This is a genomic window from Pseudomonas sp. S9 (assembly GCF_000222125.1).
GTDB classification, from domain to species: domain Bacteria; phylum Pseudomonadota; class Gammaproteobacteria; order Pseudomonadales; family Pseudomonadaceae; genus Aquipseudomonas; species Aquipseudomonas segetis.
The window spans coordinates 14208-35358 of record NZ_AFFX01000014.1 but is presented as its reverse complement, the minus strand read 5'-3'; the positions used below and the strand labels follow the sequence as shown (position 1 = coordinate 35358).

General features: G+C 57.4%; 22 protein-coding genes and 3 pseudogenes. 17 read left to right on the top strand and 8 right to left on the bottom strand.

Features of this window, described 5'->3' with window-relative positions; translation table 11 throughout:
* Both PSES9_RS0121610 and PSES9_RS24050 read right to left on the bottom strand, forming a co-directional pair.
* Complete coding sequence (locus PSES9_RS0121610; protein ID WP_010490500.1) at window positions 1–795, bottom strand: hydroxypyruvate isomerase family protein; 795 nt, start codon at window positions 793–795, stop codon at window positions 1–3.
* A pseudogene (locus PSES9_RS24050) lies at window positions 792–1682 on the bottom strand (NAD(P)-dependent oxidoreductase). The gene PSES9_RS0121610 and the pseudogene PSES9_RS24050 overlap by 4 nt, the downstream one beginning before the upstream one ends.
* A 159-nt stretch (window positions 1683–1841) precedes the next feature.
* Between PSES9_RS24050 and PSES9_RS0121600 the strand changes: the two are divergent.
* Both PSES9_RS0121600 and PSES9_RS0121595 read left to right on the top strand, forming a co-directional pair.
* Window positions 1842–2195: a RidA family protein gene (locus PSES9_RS0121600; RefSeq protein ID WP_010490497.1), complete on the top strand. Its 354-nt coding sequence runs from the start codon at window positions 1842–1844 to the stop codon at window positions 2193–2195.
* Window positions 2196–2200: 5 nt separating this feature from the next.
* The gene (locus PSES9_RS0121595) at window positions 2201–3022 is read left to right on the top strand and encodes an AraC family transcriptional regulator (protein ID WP_010490495.1); all 822 of its coding nucleotides are present in this window, start codon (window positions 2201–2203) and stop codon (window positions 3020–3022) included.
* Here the strand turns inward: PSES9_RS0121595 and PSES9_RS0121590 are convergent, their stop codons facing one another.
* Window positions 3023–3610, bottom strand: a complete 588-nt coding sequence (locus PSES9_RS0121590; RefSeq protein ID WP_010490493.1) for a LysE family translocator — start codon at window positions 3608–3610, stop codon at window positions 3023–3025. It abuts the gene before it with no gap.
* A gap of 147 nt (window positions 3611–3757) precedes the next feature.
* On the opposite strand from PSES9_RS0121590, the gene PSES9_RS0121585 reads away from it, so the two are divergent.
* From PSES9_RS0121585 to phnE, 5 genes and pseudogenes are all read left to right on the top strand, one after another.
* A complete protein-coding gene (locus PSES9_RS0121585) occupies window positions 3758–4117 on the top strand; it encodes a VOC family protein (RefSeq protein WP_010490491.1) in 360 nt (119 codons plus the stop codon).
* A 154-nt stretch (window positions 4118–4271) separates the two neighbouring features.
* Window positions 4272–5123 (top strand): putative selenate ABC transporter substrate-binding protein, encoded by an 852-nt coding sequence (locus PSES9_RS0121580; protein ID WP_010490489.1) that lies wholly within the window; start codon window positions 4272–4274, stop codon window positions 5121–5123.
* Window positions 5120–5923, top strand: a complete 804-nt coding sequence (locus PSES9_RS0121575) for a phosphonate ABC transporter ATP-binding protein (RefSeq protein ID WP_010490488.1) — start codon at window positions 5120–5122, stop codon at window positions 5921–5923. The genes PSES9_RS0121580 and PSES9_RS0121575 overlap by 4 nt, the downstream gene beginning before the upstream one ends.
* Window positions 5917–6785: pseudogene (locus PSES9_RS24045) on the top strand (PhnE/PtxC family ABC transporter permease). The gene PSES9_RS0121575 and the pseudogene PSES9_RS24045 overlap by 7 nt, the downstream one beginning before the upstream one ends.
* Entirely contained in the window at window positions 6782–7549 is a 768-nt protein-coding gene (gene phnE / locus PSES9_RS0121565) for a phosphonate ABC transporter, permease protein PhnE (protein ID WP_010490485.1), read from the top strand. Before PSES9_RS24045 ends, phnE begins: the two are co-directional and overlap by 4 nt.
* Window positions 7550–7569: 20 nt before the next feature.
* Here the strand turns inward: phnE and PSES9_RS25590 are convergent, their stop codons facing one another.
* Together PSES9_RS25590 and PSES9_RS0121555 are read right to left on the bottom strand one after the other, a co-directional pair.
* Window positions 7570–8310, bottom strand: coding sequence for a DUF5064 family protein (locus tag PSES9_RS25590; RefSeq protein WP_010490483.1), 741 nt, complete (start codon window positions 8308–8310; stop codon window positions 7570–7572).
* Between the two features lie 67 nt (window positions 8311–8377).
* Window positions 8378–8695, bottom strand: a complete 318-nt coding sequence (locus tag PSES9_RS0121555) for a DUF2288 domain-containing protein (protein WP_010490481.1) — start codon at window positions 8693–8695, stop codon at window positions 8378–8380.
* A gap of 295 nt (window positions 8696–8990) precedes the next feature.
* Here PSES9_RS0121555 and PSES9_RS0121550 point away from each other — a divergent pair, with 295 nt between their 5' ends.
* The 5 genes from PSES9_RS0121550 to PSES9_RS0121530 all read left to right on the top strand — a co-directional run bounded on the left by PSES9_RS0121550 (window position 8991) and on the right by PSES9_RS0121530 (window position 13884).
* The gene (locus tag PSES9_RS0121550; protein ID WP_010490479.1) at window positions 8991–10112 is read left to right on the top strand and encodes a branched-chain amino acid ABC transporter substrate-binding protein; all 1122 of its coding nucleotides are present in this window, start codon (window positions 8991–8993) and stop codon (window positions 10110–10112) included.
* A gap of 118 nt (window positions 10113–10230) precedes the next feature.
* Entirely contained in the window at window positions 10231–11154 is a 924-nt protein-coding gene (livH, locus tag PSES9_RS0121545; protein ID WP_010490476.1) for a high-affinity branched-chain amino acid ABC transporter permease LivH, read from the top strand.
* On the top strand, window positions 11151–12419 hold the full coding sequence (locus tag PSES9_RS0121540) for a high-affinity branched-chain amino acid ABC transporter permease LivM (protein ID WP_010490475.1): 1269 nt from the start codon (window positions 11151–11153) through the stop codon (window positions 12417–12419). The genes livH and PSES9_RS0121540 overlap by 4 nt, the downstream gene beginning before the upstream one ends.
* Window positions 12416–13183 carry a high-affinity branched-chain amino acid ABC transporter ATP-binding protein LivG gene (gene livG / locus PSES9_RS0121535; protein ID WP_010490473.1) on the top strand — a complete coding sequence of 256 codons (768 nt, stop codon included), beginning with the start codon at window positions 12416–12418 and terminating at the stop codon, window positions 13181–13183. The genes PSES9_RS0121540 and livG overlap by 4 nt, the downstream gene beginning before the upstream one ends.
* A complete protein-coding gene (locus PSES9_RS0121530) occupies window positions 13183–13884 on the top strand; it encodes an ABC transporter ATP-binding protein (RefSeq protein ID WP_010490471.1) in 702 nt (233 codons plus the stop codon). Before livG ends, PSES9_RS0121530 begins: the two co-directional genes overlap by 1 nt.
* Window positions 13885–13974: 90 nt before the next feature.
* Here PSES9_RS0121530 and gltS read toward each other — a convergent pair whose 3' ends face one another.
* The 3 genes and pseudogenes from gltS to PSES9_RS0121515 all read right to left on the bottom strand — a co-directional run bounded on the left by gltS (window position 13975) and on the right by PSES9_RS0121515 (window position 16934).
* On the bottom strand, window positions 13975–15189 hold the full coding sequence (gene gltS, locus PSES9_RS0121525; protein ID WP_010490469.1) for a sodium/glutamate symporter: 1215 nt from the start codon (window positions 15187–15189) through the stop codon (window positions 13975–13977).
* A 61-nt stretch (window positions 15190–15250) separates the two neighbouring features.
* Window positions 15251–16189 (bottom strand): annotated as a pseudogene (gene hutG / locus PSES9_RS24035) (formimidoylglutamase).
* A 19-nt stretch (window positions 16190–16208) separates the two neighbouring features.
* The gene (locus tag PSES9_RS0121515; protein ID WP_010490467.1) at window positions 16209–16934 is read right to left on the bottom strand and encodes an IclR family transcriptional regulator; all 726 of its coding nucleotides are present in this window, start codon (window positions 16932–16934) and stop codon (window positions 16209–16211) included.
* Window positions 16935–17140: 206 nt separating this feature from the next.
* Here PSES9_RS0121515 and PSES9_RS0121510 point away from each other — a divergent pair, with 206 nt between their 5' ends.
* From PSES9_RS0121510 to PSES9_RS0121490, 5 genes are all read left to right on the top strand, one after another.
* Entirely contained in the window at window positions 17141–17854 is a 714-nt protein-coding gene (locus PSES9_RS0121510; protein ID WP_010490466.1) for an rRNA pseudouridine synthase, read from the top strand.
* Between the two features lie 70 nt (window positions 17855–17924).
* The gene (locus PSES9_RS0121505) at window positions 17925–18401 is read left to right on the top strand and encodes a DUF1456 family protein (RefSeq protein ID WP_010490464.1); all 477 of its coding nucleotides are present in this window, start codon (window positions 17925–17927) and stop codon (window positions 18399–18401) included.
* Between the two features lie 122 nt (window positions 18402–18523).
* Window positions 18524–19294: an SDR family oxidoreductase gene (locus PSES9_RS0121500; RefSeq protein WP_010490462.1), complete on the top strand. Its 771-nt coding sequence runs from the start codon at window positions 18524–18526 to the stop codon at window positions 19292–19294.
* Window positions 19295–19380: 86 nt separating this feature from the next.
* Window positions 19381–20076 (top strand): tRNA (N6-threonylcarbamoyladenosine(37)-N6)-methyltransferase TrmO, encoded by a 696-nt coding sequence (tsaA, locus tag PSES9_RS0121495; RefSeq protein ID WP_010490459.1) that lies wholly within the window; start codon window positions 19381–19383, stop codon window positions 20074–20076.
* A 154-nt stretch (window positions 20077–20230) separates the two neighbouring features.
* Window positions 20231–20662 carry a DoxX family protein gene (locus tag PSES9_RS0121490; RefSeq protein WP_029529698.1) on the top strand — a complete coding sequence of 144 codons (432 nt, stop codon included), beginning with the start codon at window positions 20231–20233 and terminating at the stop codon, window positions 20660–20662.
* Window positions 20663–21151: the final 489 nt, after the last annotated feature.

Below are 21151 nucleotides of genomic sequence, written 5' to 3'. Positions count from 1 at the left end.
TCAGGCCTGATCCAGCTGCGTGCGCCATTGACTTAGCCAGCTCAGACTGGCCTGGGTGCCCTGGGCGCCAGGTTTGTACTCGGCCCCCATCCAGCCCTCATAACCAGAGGCGTTGAGGCTTTTGAACGCGGCCATAAAGTCCAGGTTGCCGCTGCCTGGAGCGCCACGACCAGGACAGTCGGCAAATTGCACATGACCGATACGGCCTTTGAGCCGCTGGACACCAGAACTGATGTCATCGTCCTGCATGGCCATGTGATAGATATCGTACTGGGCGCTGCAGTTGGCGTGATCGACCCTCTCCAGCAGGGCATGCAGATGCTCGCTTGTATTGATTAAAAAACCGGGCATATCCGTTGTATTGACCGCCTCGCACACCACCGCAATACCCAGCAAGGCGAAGGCGTCGGCAGTCTTGCGCAAGTTTGCTGCCAGGGTTTGCAAGGCTTGTTCGCGCTCAACCCCATCTGCCAGCCTTCCTGGCAGTACGTTGACCATGGCCGGGCGTACCATCGCCGCATAGCTCAAAGCAGTCTCCAGCGCTTGATCAAACTCGGCCTGGCGCGCCGGTACCGCCGCCAAGCCATCTCCGCCAGTCATCAGGTCTGCGGCTGGCAGGTTGATCACGCGCAACGGCATGCCTGCGGCTTCAAGCGCCTCCTTCAAGCGAATAGCGGGAACCTCATAGGGAAACTGGATCTCAACCCCGTCAAAACCCGCTGCACTGGCAGCGACTATTCGATCAACCAGAGGCAGTTCGGTAAATAGCAGTGATAGATTGGCGCAGATTTTCATAGTTTTTGCTCACGGTATTGCTGAACCAGGGTGGCGGGGTCTTTTTCCAGATAGCCTTGGCTGCCATGCAAGCGCATCAGCTGAGCGGCCAAGCCAGTTACGGGCGTTGCCGAGCCTGTCTGCTGGGCGACTCGAACGGCGGTATCCAGATCCTTGAGCAAGGTGCGTACGTGCCACTTGATGGGTTCAAACTAACTCGCCGCCATTTGCGGCGCAAGAATCTGCAGGGGTTTCGAATCGGCAAAGCCTCCGGCCAGGGCTGGCGCGATCAGGCTTGCATCGACCCCTGACTTTTCAGCCAGGGCCATGACCTCGGCAATGACCAAGGCATTGCAGGCAACGATCATCTGGTTGCAGACCTTGGTCACCTGCCCCGCGCCCACATCGCCCATGCGCGTTAGGCGCTGGCCAAGATGGGCCAGCACGGGTCGGATTCGTTCGATGTCTGCATGGCTGCCGCCCGCCATGATTGCCAATGATCCCGCCTCCGCGCCAGCGGTACCGCCAGAGACCGGCGCATCGATCCAGCGCATGCCGGTACGGCTCTCAAGCTCGGCGGCCATTTCCCGGGTTTGTGCGGGGTCAAGACTGGAAAAATCGACCAACAGTTGGCCCGCCCTTGCTGTCTCGGCCACGCCGCCGGGGCCGAACACGACTTCACGTACCACATCGGTATTGGCCAGGCACAACATGATGATGTCAGCCTTGGCACAGAGTTGTGCCGGTTGATCCACAGAAGCCGCGCCCTGCTCAATCAGCGGCTGGCACTTCTCAGGCGAGCGATTCCAAACCGCCAACGGATAACCTGCCGCCAACAGGCGACGCGTCATCGGCAGGCCCATCAGACCAATTCCGGCAAAAGCTAAAGCGGGTAAACCAGCAGACATCATCAACTCCAGTCTCGACAAAGGTTATGCGGCTATCTTAAACCCAAAGCATGGTCGTCATTCAGTCGCTAGCTGATTAGACTATGGGCTTTCGAGCATAGTAGGCTGCAGCACAATGCGACTGTGCCCAATTCACTGCCACAAGACCAAGGGACTTCCATGAGCATCACTCGCTTAGAAACCTCCGCACGCATGAGCCGCGTTGTCGTTCATAACAATACCGCCTACCTGTGCGGCCAGGTTGCCGAAGACCGCACAGCGGGTATCGAAGATCAAACCCGGACCATGCTGGCCAAGGTTGATGCACTGCTTGAGTCGGTCAACAGCAGCCGCGAGCAGATTCTCTCTGCAACCATTTACATCAAGGACATGAGCCACTTCGCGGCCATGAACAGCGTGTGGGATAACTGGGTACCCAGTGGCTTTGCACCGGCCCGCGCATGCGTGCAAGCGAGCATGGCCAGCCCTGAACTGCTGGTTGAAATTTCCGTAGTCGCTGCGATTACAGAGTAAAGGTCATGACCGATAGCGTGCCGCAATTCTGCCGTGATCCGGCATTGCCAGCCATTGAGGCACGCTCGATTATTGATGGGCGCAAGGTCTGTTATGCACTGCATGCCCACGCCCATTTTTCCATTGGGGTGATTACCGCCGGAGCCTGCACCTACATCAACGGCGCGCAACGCCAGGCTATCAGCCAAGGCACCACTGTGCTGATGAATCCACAGGCGGTGCATGCCTGCAACCCGATTGACGAGCAACCCTGGTCCTATCGAATGCTCTATGTCGACTGCCAATGGCTGGCTCGGGTGCAAGCCTCTGTGCGGCGGCTTTCAATTGAGCAATTCCAGGCCTACCAGCCGATACTGAGCCTTTCCCCGACGCTCTTCGAGGCCTTCAATCAGTTCTACGACAAGCTGCTCGACACCTCGCTCGCGCCAAAGCAGAAGCAGGCATCGGCGCTGGCGTTCTTCACCCTGATGGATCGCACGCTCGCGCCATCGATTGACGCAGCAAGCGAACCTGAACAAGCCCACGCCAGGCTTGAACTGGCTGCGGCGTTTATCCGTGAAAACTGCGCGCAGCCGCTGAGCCTGCAACAGATCAGCGACGCAGCGGGCCTCTCCCGCTCGTACATGATTCGCGCGTTTCGCCAGCACTTCGGCATGACACCACACACCTACCTGACCAACCAGCGCGTGCAGCTTGCGCAACGCCTGCTCAAGCGCGGCGAGTTGATCGTCGATGCGGCGCTGGCAGCAGGCTTTGCCGACCAAGCGCACCTGCAACGCACCTTCAAACAGTTCATGGCCGCCACGCCCGGGCAATACCGGGGCTGATCAAGCCAGTAGCAAATAGCCGCAACACAGCACCAGCAGCGCCGCCATCGAGCGGTTGAACACACGCATGGCAGTTGGTGAATTCAGGTACTGCTGCAAGAAGGTCCCAGCCACTGCCCAGCAGGCAATCGACAGGTAGCAGACGATAAAGTAAATCGTTGAAAACGCGGCAATCTGCTGCACGTCGCCATCAGCCACGAACGCGCCCATGCCAGCAACGCAGGCCATCCAGGCCTTGGGGTTGAGCCACTGCAGCGTTGCTCCATAGAGAAACGACGGCGCCCGCCCCCTTGCAGCTGTGTCCAGTTGACCGCTATCGGTTGCCAGCTTGAAGGCCATGAACAACAAAAATGCCACGCCAGCCAGCTTGATCAGCTCGGTCAGAAACGGCCACAGTTGCAAGACCTTGTGCAAACCCAATCCAGTCAATACCAACAACAAGGTGAAGCCCAGCGTTGCACCGGTTACATGCCGCAGGCTGGCACGCAGGCCAAACTGCACTGCGCTACTCAGGGCGATGATATTGACCGGCCCCGGTGAAATTGAACTGGCCAGGGCAAACGCCGCCATCGACAACCAAACACTCATACCCAACCCTCACGCAACTGTAATTCAGGAAGCGCAAGGCTAAACAGCATGCAATCGCAAGGATTGAAGAAAAATACCCTGGGTAGCTGGTCTACTCTGAAACGCGAGGCTAGCTTGAGCCCAATCACATCGACACAGGAGCCACCAATGCCTGCCCATGAGAAGATCAACTACGTCGAATTCCCAGCCAGGGACCTGAACGCTACCAAGGCATTTTTCAGCGCAGCCTTTGGCTGGACATTTATCGATTATGGCCCCGACTATGTGGCGTTTTCCGATCAGGGCCTGGACGGTGGATTCTTCGCCTCGGACCAACGCTCGACCTGCGCCAACGGCAGTGCGCTGATCGTCCTGTTCAGTGACGACCTTGAAGACACGCAGGCCAAGGTCAGCGCTGCCGGTGGCACAATAAACAAGGCGATCTACAGTTTTCCCGGCGGACGCCGTTTCCACTTTATCGAACCCAGCGGCAATGAGTTCGCCGTGTGGGCGCTGCCAGCTAGCTGACCCCAGCAGCGTCAGTCATACCCGATGGTTGCCCCGCACATAAAACATTTATACGTGTCCCGCAGGCAAGCACGTTATGCTTCACGTCCACATTTACCAAGACTTGCCCTTATAATTAGCTCGCTTTCCCCGCTATTTAACCGGAGAACCCGCCATGTTTAAACGTACCCTTGCGCTCGCCGCAGGCATTGCGCTGTCTGTTTCCGCCGTTTGCAGCCATGCAGCCGATGTCCTGCGAGTTTCTGCTATTCCTGACGAGGCCCCGACTGAGCTGCTACGCAAGTTCAAGCCGCTGGGTGAATACCTTGAACAGCAACTGGGCATGAAGGTTCAGTTTGTTCCAGTTGCCGACTACGCCGCAGTGGTCGAGTCACTGGCCTCTGATCGTCTCGACATGGCTTGGCTGGGTGGCTTTACCTTCGTCCAGACCCGACTGAAAACCGGTAATGCCGTGCCACTGGTCCAGCGCGAGCAGGACGCCCAGTTCACCAGCAAGTTCATCAGCGCCGATCCAGACGTCAAGTCGGTCAAGGACCTCAAGGGCAAGACCTTTGCCTTCGGTTCAGTGTCGTCGACATCCGGCAGCCTGATGCCACGCTATTTCATGCTCCAAGACGGCATCAAGCCTGAAGAGTTCTTCAGCCGGGTTGCCTACTCCGGTGCCCACGACGCGACCGCAGCCTGGGTCCAGGCGGGTAAGGCAGACGGCGGAGTACTCAATGCATCGGTCTGGGAAAAACTGGTTGCCAGCGGCAAGGTCGACACCAACAAAGTCAAGGTGATCGCCACCACGCCAACCTACTACGATTACAACTGGACCGTGCGCGGCACCCTTGACCCGGCGCTGCAAGCCAAGATCAAGGCGGCGTTCCTGGCGCTCGATCCGGCAGTACCGGAGCAGAAAGCCATTCTTGACCTGCAGGCGGCGAGTCGCTTTATCGAAACCAAGCCTGAAAACTACGAAGGCATCGAGCAAGCAGCACGCGCAGCTGGCCTGTTGAAGTGACTGTAACGCTACAAGGCGTGGGTCTGACCCACGCCAATGGACAGGTTGCGCTCAGTGATATTGATCTGACGATCAACGCAGCTGAGCGCATCGCCATTATCGGCCCTTCAGGCGCAGGCAAAACCACGCTGCTGCGCTTGCTTGCAACCAGCTTGCAGCCAAGTACCGGCTCGATCAGCCTGCTTGAACAACAGCCCTGGGCGCTCAGTGCAAGCCAGCGTCAACGCTTGCGCGCACGCATTGGCTTGATCCACCAGGCACCGCCATTACCGCCGCGCCAGCGCGTAGTCACGGCAATTCTCGCCGGGAAACTCGGGGCGTGGTCACTGCTCAAGAGCGTGCTCAACCTGTTTTACCCAGTGGACATTACCGGCGCCCAAGCCGCGCTGGCCCGCCTGGACCTGGCAGACAAGCTGTTCGAGCGCTGCGACCAATTATCCGGTGGTCAGCTGCAACGCGTGGGTATTGCCCGCGTCTTGTACCAAGGCCCGCAATTGATTCTCGCCGATGAGCCTGTGTCCGCCATGGACCCGGTACTCGCCGGCCATACACTCAACGTGTTGAACAACGAAGCTGCCGCCCGTGGGGTGACACTGCTGGCCAGCCTGCATGCGGTCGACCTGGCCATGGCGCATTTCCCTCGGGTGATAGGGGTGCGCGCGGGACGCATTATGTTTGACCTGCCAAGCGACCAGATTAGTCCTGAGCAACTGGATACGCTCTATGCCAATGAAAAGTTGCAGCCAACGCCAGAAGTAATCACGCCGCCCCCGCTTGTGGTGCAAATTCCACGATGCTGAAACCTGCTCTACGCGACCCGGCTGCACTGCCACGCCTGGCACTGGCCCTGCTCGCCATCATCATCCTGTGGCCCGGGATCAAGCTGAGCGAGCTTGACCTTGGAGTCTTGTTCGACGCTGAAAACAGCAAGACCATGGGCAGTTTTCTCAGTGGCTTCTTGCCCCCCCCAAGACCATGGGCAGTTTTCTCAGTGGCTTCTGGCCGCCCGCCCATGACTCCGAGTTTCTGCACATACTGCTGCGCGCCACCCTTGAAACACTGGCCATCGCCACCGCAGGCATGGCGCTGGCACTGCTGCTGGCGATTCCTTGCGGGCTGCTGGCCAGCCGCGCATTGTCACTCTCGGCAGCGCATCGCAATGGCCGCCCTGCCTGGTGGTCACTGGCCCTGCGCTGGCCGGTACGCGGGCTGTTGATTGTGCTGCGCAGCGTGCCTGAAGTCGTCTGGGCGCTATTATTCGTGCGCGCCGTGGGCCTGGGACCAACGGCTGGCGTGCTGGCCATCGCCATTACCTACAGCGGCATGCTGGGTAAGGTCTACGCCGAAATTTTCGAGTCGGTTGACCCTCGCCCCGCTCGCGCGCTGCTGGTAGCGGGCAGTCCACGACTGATGGCATTCGCTTATGGCGTGCTGCCCAATGCCTCGGCCGAAATGCTGTCCTATACGGTGTACCGCTGGGAGTGTGCGGTGCGGGCATCGGTGGTCATGGGTTTTGTCGGTGCAGGCGGACTCGGCCCGCAAATCGATTTGTCATTGCGCATGTTCGCTGGCGGGGGAGGCGCCAGCATGCTCCTGACCTTCCTGCTGTTGGTGCTGCTCGCTGACCAACTGAGCAGATTGCTGAGGGCGAGACTGCAATGAAGTACCTGCTCAACTACAGCCTGGTGGCATTGCTGCTGGCTTCGGTATTCGCATCCTTCAGCTACCTGAATATCGACCTGACGACCCTGTTTGCCGGTGATGGCTTGAGCCAGATGGGCAGCTACGCCAGTGGCTTTTTCAGCCCTGACTTTAACGCCTCGCACTTACGCGCTATTGGTAAAGGTGCGCTGGAAACCCTGGCCATGTCGTCCATTGGCACCCTGCTGGCCGCACTGCTCGGCATGCTGCTGGCACTTCCAGCCGCCGGACGGTTTGGCCTGTTTGCCATGAGCCTCAGCCGCCTGCTGCTCAATGCGTTACGTGCGATTCCTGAACTGGTCTGGGCAGCGCTGGTCGTGCTGGCTGCCGGACTGGGGCCCAATGCCGGCACGCTGGCCCTGGCACTGCATACCGCAGGCGTGCTCGGCCGGCTATTTGCCGAAGCCTTGGAAAATGTCAGTGACGAACCCGCACAGGCAATTCGCTTAGCCGGTGGTGGACGCGCTGTCGCCTTTTGCTACGGCACGCTGCCGGAAGTTTGGCCACAACTGATCGCCTACACACTGTACCGCTGGGAAAACAATATTCGCATGGCCAGCGTGCTGGGTTTTGTTGGCGCAGGGGGCCTGGGACAAATGCTCTACTTCCACCTCAGCCTGTTCCAGGAAGCACAGGCTGCATCGGTAATCCTGGCGATGCTGGTGCTGGTGCTGGCGGTCGATGCATTAAGCGCCTGGGCACGCCAACGCTGGGTCAGCCAGTAACCCAGCGCCAACGCATGTGCTTACAGGCCGTCTTTGGCCAAGTGCTGCAGATCAACCGCTTCGCCGCTGCGTAGCTGCAGCTTTTCGCGGATATCGGCAAACATCAAGTCATACTCCTTGTGACGACGCATGATGATGCCGTTGTTCACCGGAATGCCATGCTTGGCCACGACACGGGTTGCCACACTGCTGAAGTTATAGGCGGTGTCGCGGTGTAGTTCGAACTTCTCCTCGAAGTCCTTGCCATTGCAGTTACCGACAAGGCGCACCGAAAGCATCGGCCCTTCAACCGGGTCCTGGCGAACGTCGTAGTACATGTCCAGTGAATAAACCGGGCAACCATTGCTGGCGACCTTGTTGGCCCGGTGCAGGTGACCCTCGGTATATTTGGAAACCGGAGGCACCGCTTCCTCGATTACCTCGGGCTCGAGCACCTCAACAGGCACGCCGAGCTTGGCCTTGATGTCGGCATACATCCGGTCGTAATCTTTGTGGTTGCGTGCAATCAGGCCATCGCTGCCAGGCACCCCGTATTTTTTACCAATGCGGCCAATCACGCTGGCGAAATTGAATGCCTCTTCGCGCGACAGCTCAAAGGACTCTTCGAACATAGAGCCGTTAACGTTACCGGCCATGCGCATGCACAGTATCGGCTTGAAGTTCTCATCACGGTGCACGTCGTAATAAATATCGACACTGAATTCAGGTATATCGCTCGAAGCGCGTTGCTTGGTGCGATGTACGTGTCCTGGCTCAAACATTGTGCTACTCCATGTAAAAATTAATCACGCATCTAAATGGGTACGACCACTGAGACGATCTGAGCGTTCAGCGCTTATTTGGTGCATCCATGCGCTCTTGCACTAGCACCCAGGGTGCCACGACCACGGCCCACAACTGCGGATCACGGCTCAGCACGCCTTGAGCTTGCTGGTCGGTCATTTTAGTGACAAGCCCGCTCGACAACCAGCCCGAGACTTTGTCGGTGTCGTTCTCGGCCACGGCCTGGGCGACCTCAATTAAATCCTGTGTCGGCTCAATCCACAACAACGCGCCCCTGGCAAAATAGGGTTGCAACTCTTGCCAGGTAATGGCGGCTGTTTGCCCAAGGAGTTTGGCATAAAGGGTGCTTGGTTGCTCTGTCATGGTTGTGCCTATTTTTTAGCCGATTTTTGATTGCCATCATGATAACGTCGGCATGCTGGCAGGCAAGTTCGCCTGACGTCATAAAATGAACCCAAGGCACGCCGTTTTTCTATACATTTCTTATATTTAAGCGACACCTTCGGTTATTGTCCCCTGCTTCCGGCTTTTCAAGGCGCAAATCCGCGCTCTACACTGTACCGGTACAGTTGCTAGGGGTATGGCCGAGGAATAGAACTCGGTTCTGCAGCTTTGGCCGCAAGAACTACAACAACTAAAAACACAAGAGTGGAGCATTATGAAAAAGGCAACTAAGCAGATGTCCAAACTGTTAGCCGCCATGGCAATGGCCGGCGTTGCAAGCTACTCGATGGCTGCAGACACAATCAAAATCGGTTTGGCGGGTCCGGTTACTGGTGCTGTTGCCCAGTACGGTGAAATGCAGTTCATCGGCGCTAAAATGGCCATTGAGCAGATCAACAAGGCGGGTGGTGTAAACGGTGAAATGCTCGAAGGCGTAGTCTATGACGACGCTTGCGATCCAAAACAAGCCTTGGCCGTAGCCAACAAAATCGTTAACGATGAAGTTAAGTTTGTTGTCGGTCACCTGTGCTCCAGCTCCACTCAGCCTGCTTCGGACATCTACGAAGACGAAGGCATCTTGATGATTACCGCGGCCTCGACCAGCCCTGAAATTACCGCTCGCGGCTATCAGCTGATCTTCCGCACCATCGGTCTGGACAGCCTGCAAGGCCCAACTGCGGGTAACTTCATCGCTGACCATATCAAGCCGAAGAACGTTGCCGTTATCCACGACAAGCAGCAGTACGGCGAAGGCATTGCCACTGCCGTGAAGCAGACGCTTGAAGCCAAAGGCGTCAAGGTCAGCATCTTCGAAGGCATCAACGCTGGCGACAAAGACTTCTCGTCGATGATCTCCAAGCTCAAGCAAGCCGGTGTCGACTTTGTTTACTACGGTGGCTACCACCCAGAACTGGGTCTGCTGCTGCGTCAATCGGCTGAGAAGGGCCTGAAAGTCAAGTTCATGGGCCCAGAAGGCGTGGGTAACAAAGAGATTTCGGCAATCGCCGGCCCTGCTTCCGAAGGCCTGCTGGTTACCCTGCCGAAGTCGTTCGACCAGGACCCAGCCAACAAGGCACTGGTTGAAGCCTTCAAAGCCAAGAACGAAGATCCAAGCGGCCCATTCGTATTCCCTGCTTACGCAGCGGTACAAGTGATCGCTGGTGGTATCGAGAAAGCCGGCAGCACTGACACCGACAAAGTGGCAGCCGCCCTGCGCGCTAACACCTTCAAGACGCCAACCGGCGACCTTTCCTTCGACGAGAAGGGCGATCTGAAGGACTTCAGCTTCGTGGTTTACGAATGGCACCAGGACGGTACAAAAACCGAAGCTAAATAAGCCTCACTGTCCGAACCCAAAGCCCACTGCAGCCGCAGTGGGCTTTGTTTATCAGAAGAATCCCGGTCTTGCGCGGCGCCACAAGCGATGCATTACGCAACGACCCAGGAGCTAGGCAATGCCTGATCTTTATCACTACCTGCAACAGCTGGTTAATGGCCTGACCATTGGCAGCACCTATGCCTTGATTGCTATTGGCTACACCATGGTCTACGGCATCATCGGCATGATCAACTTCGCCCACGGCGAGGTTTACATGATTGGCTCTTACGTGGTGTTTATCGCAGTCGCCGGTCTCGCCATGTTTGGCATCCATAGCCTACCCATTGTGCTGATCACGGGATTCGCGGCCAGCATCATTGTCGCCAGTGCCTATGGATACAGTATTGAACGCGTGGCCTACCGGCCTTTACGCGGTGGTAACCGCTTGATCCCCCTGATTTCGGCAATTGGTATGTCGATATTCCTGCAGAACGAAGTACTGCTTGCGCAGGATTCCAAAGACAAGGCCATTCCCAATCTGCTTCCGGGTAACTTCGTGTTCGGCGAGAACAGCATGAACGGCGTGGTTATCTCCTACATGCAGGTGCTGATTTTCATCGTCACCTTCCTGGTCATGATCGGCCTGACCTGGTTCATCTCCCGCTCCCGCCTGGGTCGCGCCTGCCGCGCCTGCGCTGAAGACTTGAAGATGGCCAACCTGCTGGGCATCAATACCAACAACATCATTGCCCTGACCTTCGTCATTGGTGCCGCGCTTGCAGCAGTTGCTGCAATGCTGCTGAGCTTGCAATACGGCGTGATCAACCCGCACCTGGGCTTCCTCGCGGGCATCAAGGCCTTCACCGCAGCAGTACTGGGCGGTATCGGCAGTATTCCAGGCGCTGTGCTTGGCGGCTTGGTTCTCGGTGTTGCCGAGGCATTTGGCGCCGATATTTTTGGTGACCAATACAAAGACGTTGTCGCATTCAGCCTGTTAGTGCTGGTGTTGCTGTTCCGCCCGACTGGCATCCTGGGTCGTCCGGAGGTTGAAAAAGTATGAGTTCGGCAATTACTAAAAACCTCAAGACGGCATTTTTCAGCGCCCTGCTGGTACTGGCAGTGGCCTATCCAGTGCTGGGGCTCAAGCTCACCACCGTTGGTATCAAGCTCGAAGTGCACAACGCCAGCCCGGCGGTTCTGTGGACTATCGCGGCGTGCACCATCGTGATGTTCTTCTGGCAACTGTTTCGCGGGCCGATCAGCGCTGCCTGGTCACAGGCGCCGAAGCTGCCAAGCGTGCCGAGCAAGGCAACCAACTTCATCACCCTGCCCTCGACCCAGCGCTGGATTATCCTCGGCCTGATCCTGGTGGCATTGGCGTGGCCGTTTTTCGGTAGCCGTGGCGCGGTGGATATCGCCACCCTGATCCTGATCTACGTGATGCTCGGCCTGGGCTTGAATATCGTCGTGGGCTTTGCTGGCCTGCTCGATCTGGGTTACGTCGGCTTCTACGCCGTTGGCGCCTACACCTACGCCCTGCTGTCGTATTACTACGGCCTGGGTTTCTGGGTGTGCTTGCCGATTGCGGGGCTGATGGCGGCCTTCTTCGGCTTTATTCTCGGTTTCCCGGTGCTGCGCTTGCGCGGCGACTACCTGGCAATCGTGACCCTGGGCTTCGGCGAGATCATCCGCATCCTGCTGCGTAACATGACCTGGCTGACAGGCGGGCCGAACGGCATCAGCAACATCGACAAGCCAACCCTGTTTGGCCTGTCGTTCGAGCGCAAGGCCGCCGAAGGCCTGCAAACCTTCCACGAGTTCTTCGGCACCTCCTATCAGTCGATCAACAAGGTAATCTTTCTGTACCTGATTGCCCTGCTGCTGGTGCTGCTCACATTGTTCGTGATCAACCGGCTGCTGCGCATGCCGATTGGCCGGGCATGGGAAGCCCTGCGTGAAGACGAAATCGCTTGTCGCGCACTGGGCATGAACCCTACCGTCATCAAGCTCTCGGCCTTTACCCTGGGTGCCTGTTTCGCAGGTTTTGCCGGCAGTTTCTTTGCCGCTCGCCAAGGTTTGGTGACACCAGAGTCGTTTACCTTCATTGAATCAGCAATCATCCTCGCCATTGTGGTTCTGGGCGGCATGGGTTCTCAGCTTGGGGTGATTCTCGCCGCAATCGTGATGATCCTGCTGCCGGAACTGATGCGTGAATTCAGCGAGTACCGCATGTTGTTCTTCGGTGCCCTGATGGTATTGATGATGATTTGGCGTCCGCAGGGCTTGCTGCCCATGCAGCGCCCACACCTGGAGCTGAAACAATGAGCCGCCCGATTCTGGAAGTAAGCGGCTTATCCATGCGTTTTGGCGGCCTGCTGGCCGTCAACGGTGTGAATCTGACCGTCCACGAGAAACAAGTAGTATCGATGATCGGCCCCAACGGTGCCGGCAAAACCACCGTATTCAACTGCCTGACCGGTTTTTACCAGCCAACCAGCGGCAGCGTGCGCCTCAATGGCGAGCAGATCGAGGGGCTGACCGGCCACAAGATTGCCCGCAAAGGCGTAGTGCGTACCTTTCAGAACGTGCGCTTGTTCAAGGACATGACGGCGGTTGAAAACTTGCTGGTGGCGCAACATCGCCACCTCAACACCAACTTCCTGTCTGGCTTGTTCAAGACGCCTGCGTTCCGCAAAAGCGAACGCGAGGCCATGGAGTATGCCGCGCATTGGCTGGAGCAGGTCAACCTGACCGAATTCGCCAACCGCCCCGCAGGCACCCTCGCCTACGGTCAGCAGCGCCGCCTGGAAATCGCCCGTTGCATGATGACGCGACCAAGCATTCTGATGCTCGACGAGCCAGCTGCAGGTCTTAACCCGCGGGAAACCGAAGACCTCAAGGCACTGATCGGCATGCTGCGCGACGAACATAACGTCACAGTGTTGCTGATTGAGCATGACATGAAGCTGGTGATGAGCATCTCCGACCACATCTTCGTGATCAACCAGGGCACACCGCTGGCAGACGGAACGCCGGAGCAGATCCGCGACAACCCGGATGTAATCAAAGCCTATCTGGGGGAAGCCTGATGCTCTATTTTGAAAACGTTTCGACCTTCTACGGCAAGATCCAGGCCCTGCACGGCGTTAACGTTGAAGTCCGCCAGGGTGAGATCGTGACCCTGATCGGCGCCAACGGCGCAGGCAAATCGACCCTGTTGATGACCCTTTGCGGCAACCCGCAAGCCACCAGCGGCAGCATTCGTTACCAGGGTGAAGAACTGGTCGGCATGCAGACGCCGGACATCATGCGCAAAAGCATTGCCGTGGTTCCTGAAGGCCGTCGGGTGTTTGCGCGGCTCACGGTCGAAGAAAACCTGGCCATGGGCGGGTTCTTTACCGAGAAAGCTGATTTCCAGGAGCAAATGGACAAGGTGTTGCACCTGTTCCCGCGCCTGAAAGAACGCTTTGAGCAGCGAGCCGGTACCATGTCCGGTGGCGAACAGCAGATGCTTGCCATTGGCCGTGCGCTGATGAGCAAGCCAAAGCTGCTGCTTCTTGATGAGCCTTCACTGGGTTTGGCGCCCATCATCATTCAGCAGATTTTCGATATCATCGAACAACTGCGCGAAGATGGTGTGACAGTGTTCCTGGTTGAGCAGAATGCCAACCAGGCATTGAAACTGGCGGATCGTGGCTACGTACTGGAAAACGGTCGTATCGTCATGCAGGGCAGCGGTGAAGAGCTGCTCAACGATCCAAAGGTACGCGACGCCTATCTCGGTGGTTAACCGGGTTCATTGCAACTAAAAATGCCGCTGATTTCAGCGGCATTTTTTATGGGTTCGACTTATATGAAGTGACTATTGCCGAGCCACCGGTCAGACGCCCGCGAAAGCGTTGAGGAACCAGGTAATCAAGGGGATCGCAACAATATCGATCAGCACCGCGCCGCACAGCGGCACAATGATAAAGGCCTTGTAGGAAAACACTTTGTAGTGCTCACACACCGCGCCCATGTTCGCCACCGCGTTTGGCGTAGCCCCAAGACCATGCCCCATAAAGCCAGCACAGAGTACCGCCGCGTCATAGTTGGCGCCCAGCAGGCGAAACAGCACAAATACCGTCAGCAAGATCATTACCAGGATCTGCACGACCAGGATGCCCAGCAGCGGCAGGCCGAGTTGCTCCAGTTCCCAGAACTTCAGGCTCATCATCGCCATGGTCAGGAAAATACCCAGGCACACATCGCCGATGGTGCTGATGGCCGAGTCAGGAATCTCGATGATCCGTGCGCGATCATTCAGATTGCGCAACAGCACCGCGACAAACATGGCGCCAACGTAGCTCGGCAGAACAATGCCGAGATGATCATTCAAGGCGTTGCCGAGCCAGAAACCCAGCACCATGATCACCAGAATGCAGGCCAGCAACCTTAATAGCGTCGGCGCATCCAGAGCCTGAGCCGGTGCCTGCTCGCCCGGACTCAACGCAGCCAGTGAACTGACCTGCTCGGTCACCACGGCCAGTTTCCTGCGCTCGATCAGCCAGCGCGCGATGGGTGTGCCAAGCAAGCCGCCGGCCACCATGCCAAATGTTGCGGCAGCCAGTGCGGCGGTGGTTGCACCCTGAGCGCCAAGGCTTTCCGCCACGGGACCAAATGCCGCGGCGGCACCGAAACCACCCTCGAGCGAGACAGCGCCAGCCATCAAGCCCAGCAGCGGGTCTATGCCCAACAAGCTGGCCACTCCCACGCCCAAGGCATTTTGCAGCAGTGCCAGGAACCAGCAGGCGCCCAGGTAGACGAACAGGACCTTGCCGCCCTTGCGCAACAACCCAAGGCTGCCACCCAGCCCCACCGTAGTGAAGAACGCCACCATCAAGGGCGTTTGCAACGCCGTATCGAACTTCAGGCTCAACAACTCCTGGTTACGTAGCAACCACACCAGCAAGGCAAAGCCAAAGCCTCCGATTACCGGTGCGGGCACACAGAGTTGAGTGAGCCAGTAGCTGCGCTTTTTAAGGAAGGCCCCCGCCCCGAGCAACAGTAGCGCCAGGGCGGTGGTGGTCAATGCATCCAGTTCCAGGGTCAACATGGCAGATTTCTCTATTGTTATTGCTGATCAAATTCTGATCAGGTAAGTGTGTTCAAAAACCTCAATCGACCATGCTGGCCAACAGCCTGGCACCAATACGCGCAGTGCGATTGTCTTGATCCAGGCTTGGATTGAGTTCGGCAATATCAGCCAGGCGCAATTTGCCGCTGGCCTTGGCAAGTCGAACCAGGTGCTCGACCACCATAAGGTCCACACCATGGGCCGATGGCGCACTCACGCCCGGCGCCTGGTTTGCAGGCAGCACGTCCAGGCAGACCGTCATGTACAGGTGATCAACTCTGCTCAGAAACGCTTGCAGGAACGCTTCGACAGCCGCCAGGTTCCAGCCTTGCATTTGCCGGTCGAGCAGATAGCGCACGTTCAGCCTGGCCGCTTGGTCAAACAGCGATTGGGTATTGTTGTGCTCACTGACGCCCAGGCAGCAGTACTCGAAGTCCATGCCGGCCGCTTGGCAATACTCGGCGATCTGTAGAAAGGGTGTGCCGGAGCTGCTCTGCGCAGCGAAACGCAAGTCAAAGTGCGCATCAAAATTCAAGATACCCAGCTTCGGCGCAGACTCCTGACTGCGCAGGTGATCCGCCAGCCCGGTAAAACTGGCCAAGGCAATCTCATGGCCACCGCCCAGGCCCAGCGGTTGATGCCCCTGGCCGAGCAACTCGGTAACTCTTGTGGCATAGCGCTGTTGTGCTGATTCCAGTTGGTCGGATTAACAACAGACATCACCGGCATCGTATACCGGCGCAGAACCGTGCCATGCGAGATTGGCCAGGGCTTTGCGCAGCGCCTGCGGACCTTGGCGGGCACCGGTGCGCCCTTGATTGCGCCTGACCCCTTCGTCGCAGGCAAAACCTAGCAAGGTCGTGCCTGACGCCTGTTGTTGCGCACAAGGCTGAACCCATTGGTGCCAGCGCAAAGCGCTTTGACCTTCGGCTGCATCAGTGCGGCCGGTCCATACCTGCATATCGGCGATAACGGTCATACCTTGGCTCTCTTTATATTCAGTCAAGACGTGCGCTGACCCGCAGCGCCGCATCCTGTGTCCAGCGAATCAATTGCTCGCTGCGTTGCTCTGCTCTAATCGCCGGTGCCATCAGGCTGATTACTGCCTGCAAGCGCTCGCGACTATCAAATAGCGGTGCGCTGACGCCCCAGACGCCTTCATCAATTTCACCATTGGAAACGGCATAACCCGCCTGCCTGATTTCATCGAAATTGCGCATGTAGTCGTCCAGCGCCGAGGCCTCGACCCCTTTGGCGATCAATATGGCCAGGCTTTGCGCCTGATCCATAAAGGCCAGCAATGCGCGAGCCGATGCCCCAATCAACAAGGGCTGGGCCAGGCCTTTCTGATAACAGCAGCGCAAGGGCTGCTGGCTATCGACCAACTCCACGCATATCGCCTGGCCATTGACTGGCACCATCAAGGCAACACTTTCCCGACTCAGCTCAGCCAGGCGTTTAAGTTCAGGCTTGGCCAATGTGACCAATACCGCATCGCGATCAAACTTCTTGGCCAACTGCATACAGGTTGGCCCAGGCAGATAGCGCCCCTGGCCGTTGTCCTCGGCCAACCCCCAGCGCAGCAAGGTCTTCAAGTGGCGATAAGTGCTGCTCAAGGGCTGCTGCAGGTTTTCAGATAGTTCCTTGGCCGAAATAACCTCGTCGGCTTGGCCCAAGGCGACCAATATCTGTAGCAAGCGATCAGTTGGGGTTTTGTAGTTCATGGGCGCTCCTTACATTTAGAATGCTGGAACTTTCCCACTTAATGAAATCCAAGTCCCAACCAGTGGGAATACAAGGATAATTAGGCGACAAACGGCTCGGGTATTCAGGTTCGAGCCGGCCGATGTCCGGCCTAAAAGCCGCGCCGTCCGTACACAAGCCTTGCAGCCAGTTACAATAGGAGCATTACTTTATTGATGACTGCCTGATGACCGAGCCAATACGCCTTTCCAAACGCCTGATCGAACTGGTCGGTTGCTCCCGACGCGAAGCTGAGTTGTACATTGAGGGCGGCTGGGTAACGGTGGATGGCGAGGTGATCGACGCCCCCCACTTCAAGGTTGCCGAGCAGCAGGTTGCGTTGCTTCCAAACGCGGTCGCCGCACCACTGGATCCGGTTACCTTGCTGGTGCATATCCCGCCAGGACACAACAACGCCGAGCGAATCACAGAGGCACTCAGCGCCGCCAGCCACTGGCCAGAGGACGCTTCGGGAATTCGCCCCTTGAAAGGCCACCTGACCAACTTGACTGCCTGCATTCCCTTGCAGGCCGGTGCCGAAGGCCTGCATGTGCTGACGCAGGATTGGCGTATCGAGCGCAAGCTGCGCGATGACATCGTCAAGATGGAGCAGGAATATGTGGTCGAAGTCAGCGGCGAGCTTAGCGAACGTGATCTAAAGCGGCTCAATCACGGACTGGTCTTCAACAACTACGCCCTGCCGCCCTGCAAAGTCAGCTGGCAGAACGAAACCCGCCTGCGTTTCGCCCTGAAAAACCCCATACCGGGCCAAATCGTATTCATGTGCAATGAAGTCGGGCTCAAGGTATTGAGCTTCAAGCGCATACGCGTCGGCGGCGTGCCCCTGTCGAAAGTCGCGCCGGGGCAATGGCGTTATCTCGCGGCAAAAGAGCGTTTCTGAGCCCTGCGCCCGCTCTCATTTCTTGCCCAGGCAGCCTCATGCTGCCTGGGTCCTCAATCAGGAATCCATAATGCTTAACAACGATGTGCTGCGCAGCGTGCGCTATATGCTTGATGTCAACGATGCAAAACTGGCCGAGATCATTGCCCTGAGCGGCAAGAGCGTCACCAGCGCCGAGCTTGAGCCACTGCTGAAAAAAGAAGATGAAGACGGCTTTATCGCCTGTGACGATGAACTCATGGCGCATTTTCTTGATGGCCTGGTTTACTTCAAGCGCGGCAAGGACGATAGCCGTCCGGCCCAGCCATTCGAACTGCCAATGACCAATAACATGGTATTGAAAAAGCTGCGCGTGGCCTTCGAGCTGAAAGAAGATGACATGCACGCGATCATGCAGAGCGTTGACTTCCCGGTGTCCAAACCGGAAATGAGCGCACTGTTCCGCAAGTTTGGCCATAGCAACTACCGCACCTGTGGCGACCAGTTCCTGCGTAATTTCCTCAAGGGCCTGACCTTGCGCGAGCGCCCTCAAGCGGCCGCTGAATAAGCCTGGCGATAGCTGTCTCAACCTCGCACTGCAGATGGCGCTGTATTTGCGCCAACAATAATGCATCCACAGTTGGCGCTGGCCGATTAGGGTGATGGCACCTGTTGATCCAAGGACTCGCCATGCACCCTTATTTTTCTCTGAAAGATCGCACCGCACTGGTTACCGGTGGTACTCGTGGGATCGGCAAGATGATCGCCAAAGCCTTTGCTGAAGCAGGCGCCACCGTTTATGTGTGCGCCCGCGACGCTCAGGCTTGCAGCGACACCGCAAAAGAACTCAGCGCCTTCGGCACCTGCCACGGCATAGCCGCTAACCTGGCAACCGAAGAAGGCGTGCAGGCACTCGCTCAAGCGCTTGGCGGCAAAATTACCCAGCTCGATATCCTGGTCAACAATGCAGGCACGACCTGGGGCGCACCGCTTGAGTCCTACCCGGCCAAGGGCTGGGAAAAAGTCATGCAACTCAATGTCACCTCGGTTTTCAGCTGCATCCAGCAATTGCTGCCGCTGCTGCGAAAAGCCGGGAACAGCGCCAATCCGGCGCGGATAATCAATATTGGCTCAGTGGCTGGGATCAGCTCATTTGGTGAAAACGCCTACGCCTATGGCCCGAGCAAAGCAGCACTGCACCAACTTTCGCGCATGCTCGCTCGCGAACTGGTTGAACAGCACATCAACGTCAATGTGATTGCACCTGGACGCTTCCCAAGCAAGATGACCCAGCATATCGCCAACGACAACGAGGCAATGGCGCAAGACACTGCGGTCATCCCGATGAAACGCTGGGGTCGTGAAGAAGAAATGGCAGCACTGGCAATCAGCCTGGCCAGCACCGCAGGGGCTTACATGACCGGCAATATCATCCCGATTGATGGCGGCTTCAGCCTTTAAGATGGCTGCACGGCACCGACAACCGCGCTTAAGGCGAGCGCCGCTTTGCGGTTAAGATGGGCAACTTCCAGCTGTGGTCGCCTGCAATGTCTTACTCCGTTTCACCCATCGGTTTTGTGCGCTCGTGCTTCAAAGAGAAGTTCGCCATTCCTCGCCAGCCGCATTTGGCTCCGGCAGCCCGTGGCGTGCTGGAGCTGGTTGCGCCCTTTGACCAGCCCGAGGCCATTGAAGGGCTAGAGCACGTCAGCCATGTCTGGCTGCTGTTCTTGTTTCATCAGGCCCTTGAAGACAAACCCCGTCTGAAAGTGCGCCCGCCACGCCTGGGTGGCAACCAGTCGATGGGCGTGTTTGCCACCCGCGCTACACACAGGCCAAATGGCATCGGCCAATCCGTGGTCGCGCTGGACAAGATCGAGCCAGGCAAGTTGCATTTGTCGGGCATCGACCTGCTCGACGGCACCCCGGTGCTGGATATTAAACCCTATGTGCCCTACGCCGACTGCATCAGCAGCGCGACCAACAGCATGGCTGATGCAGCACCGCGCTTGATCAAGGTTAACTGGCAACCTCAAGCCTTACAGCAGGCATCTGAACAGGCCCAACGGCTCCAGCACCCCTTGGTTGAGCTGATTGAACAATGCCTGGCCCAAGACCCGCGCCCGGCTTATCAAAGCCCTCAACCCGAACGGCGGTATGGCACCCGCTTATGGGATGTCGAGGTGCGCTGGCACTATCCGCAACCGGATCAGATCTGCGTACTGGAAGTGGTTCCAGGCACTTGACCTGAGTCTGTTGCACCAGCCTGCAGCGGGCGCCACTCACGCGGCGCCGCGTCAAACGGCCCAATACAGCGCCTTTAGCCAAGGGCGCTTGTAATTTACTGCCGAGCACCCAGTCACATCAGTACTTCTCTTACTGCTGTTCAAGGAAAACCTGATGATGAAACAATGGAGCCTGCTGCTACTGCGTATTTCGCTTGGTTGGCTACTGGTAATCTGGGGCGTCAATAAAGTGGTCAATGTCGAGCACGGTCTTGCGGTCGCCAACAAGTTCTACTTCGGCCTTTTTGCCTCCGATAACCTGCTACATGCAGCTGGCATACTGCAAATGCTCATCGGTTTGCTGATTGTTGCAGGATTTATGCGTCGCCTGGTTTACCCCATCCAATTGCTATTAAGCGCAGCTACGCTGTTGGCGGTGTGGCAATCGGTGATTGACCCATGGGGCTGGATCTTTACCGGCAGCAAAGCCTTATTTTATCCATCACTGATCATATTTGCAGGCTGCCTTGTGGTAATGGCCTGGCGTGATGAAGACCTGCTTGCGCTCGATACCTTGCGCAAAAAACCAGCGCCGCCAAGCGCCTGAGTTACTGAGGCAGGCAACAGAAGACGTGGCCTTCATGCACCTGCCTGCCTCACTCCCCACCCTCAGGTTTCCTGCCTGGCGACCACTCAAGCGCATCCTCCCTACCAGCTAAGCACACTAAACCTGCTGATCCGCATCAATTCAAAGCGCTGTGACGATGCGCAAAAGTGCGGCCCGGTGTCGCACCCGACACAACTCGCCAAGAGACTGAGCAAAGCGCTACAAGCCAGTAAAAATGGTAGCTCTGCAACTTTCACCGACTGAACACAGGGTGCTGATTCAGCTTCCGGCAAAGGCCGCACGGGAATATGTAACTTGAAGTTGCACCTGTAATAATTTGTAATGTGTTTGCCACCTTTCATCAGCAGCCGTGAATTAGCTCACGCTTTGATCGAATTCGTCCACGCGCAGGCATTGCGCGATGTGGCTGAAAATCCGCGCGGCTTGCCATGCGGATTTCACTTCAAAGGATTGCAGCAAAAGCCCCTT

Bases quoted from the DNA above. Each gene is read 5' to 3' on its own strand.
- PSES9_RS0121610 (WP_010490500.1), bottom strand. From the start codon at position 795: ATGAAAATCTGCGCCAATCTATCACTGCTATTTACCGAACTGCCTCTG.
- PSES9_RS0121600 (WP_010490497.1), top strand. From the start codon at position 1,842: ATGAGCATCACTCGCTTAGAAACCTCCGCACGCATGAGCCGCGTTGTC.
- PSES9_RS0121595 (WP_010490495.1), top strand. From the start codon at position 2,201: ATGACCGATAGCGTGCCGCAATTCTGCCGTGATCCGGCATTGCCAGCC.
- PSES9_RS0121590 (WP_010490493.1), bottom strand. From the start codon at position 3,610: ATGAGTGTTTGGTTGTCGATGGCGGCGTTTGCCCTGGCCAGTTCAATT.
- PSES9_RS0121585 (WP_010490491.1), top strand. From the start codon at position 3,758: ATGCCTGCCCATGAGAAGATCAACTACGTCGAATTCCCAGCCAGGGAC.
- PSES9_RS0121580 (WP_010490489.1), top strand. From the start codon at position 4,272: ATGTTTAAACGTACCCTTGCGCTCGCCGCAGGCATTGCGCTGTCTGTT.
- phnE (WP_010490485.1), top strand. From the start codon at position 6,782: ATGAAGTACCTGCTCAACTACAGCCTGGTGGCATTGCTGCTGGCTTCG.
- PSES9_RS25590 (WP_010490483.1), bottom strand. From the start codon at position 8,310: ATGTTTGAGCCAGGACACGTACATCGCACCAAGCAACGCGCTTCGAGC.
- PSES9_RS0121555 (WP_010490481.1), bottom strand. From the start codon at position 8,695: ATGACAGAGCAACCAAGCACCCTTTATGCCAAACTCCTTGGGCAAACA.
- PSES9_RS0121550 (WP_010490479.1), top strand. From the start codon at position 8,991: ATGAAAAAGGCAACTAAGCAGATGTCCAAACTGTTAGCCGCCATGGCA.
- livH (WP_010490476.1), top strand. From the start codon at position 10,231: ATGCCTGATCTTTATCACTACCTGCAACAGCTGGTTAATGGCCTGACC.
- PSES9_RS0121540 (WP_010490475.1), top strand. From the start codon at position 11,151: ATGAGTTCGGCAATTACTAAAAACCTCAAGACGGCATTTTTCAGCGCC.
- livG (WP_010490473.1), top strand. From the start codon at position 12,416: ATGAGCCGCCCGATTCTGGAAGTAAGCGGCTTATCCATGCGTTTTGGC.
- PSES9_RS0121530 (WP_010490471.1), top strand. From the start codon at position 13,183: ATGCTCTATTTTGAAAACGTTTCGACCTTCTACGGCAAGATCCAGGCC.
- gltS (WP_010490469.1), bottom strand. From the start codon at position 15,189: ATGTTGACCCTGGAACTGGATGCATTGACCACCACCGCCCTGGCGCTA.
- PSES9_RS0121515 (WP_010490467.1), bottom strand. From the start codon at position 16,934: ATGAACTACAAAACCCCAACTGATCGCTTGCTACAGATATTGGTCGCC.
- PSES9_RS0121510 (WP_010490466.1), top strand. From the start codon at position 17,141: ATGACCGAGCCAATACGCCTTTCCAAACGCCTGATCGAACTGGTCGGT.
- PSES9_RS0121505 (WP_010490464.1), top strand. From the start codon at position 17,925: ATGCTTAACAACGATGTGCTGCGCAGCGTGCGCTATATGCTTGATGTC.
- PSES9_RS0121500 (WP_010490462.1), top strand. From the start codon at position 18,524: ATGCACCCTTATTTTTCTCTGAAAGATCGCACCGCACTGGTTACCGGT.
- tsaA (WP_010490459.1), top strand. From the start codon at position 19,381: ATGTCTTACTCCGTTTCACCCATCGGTTTTGTGCGCTCGTGCTTCAAA.
- PSES9_RS0121490 (WP_029529698.1), top strand. From the start codon at position 20,231: ATGATGAAACAATGGAGCCTGCTGCTACTGCGTATTTCGCTTGGTTGG.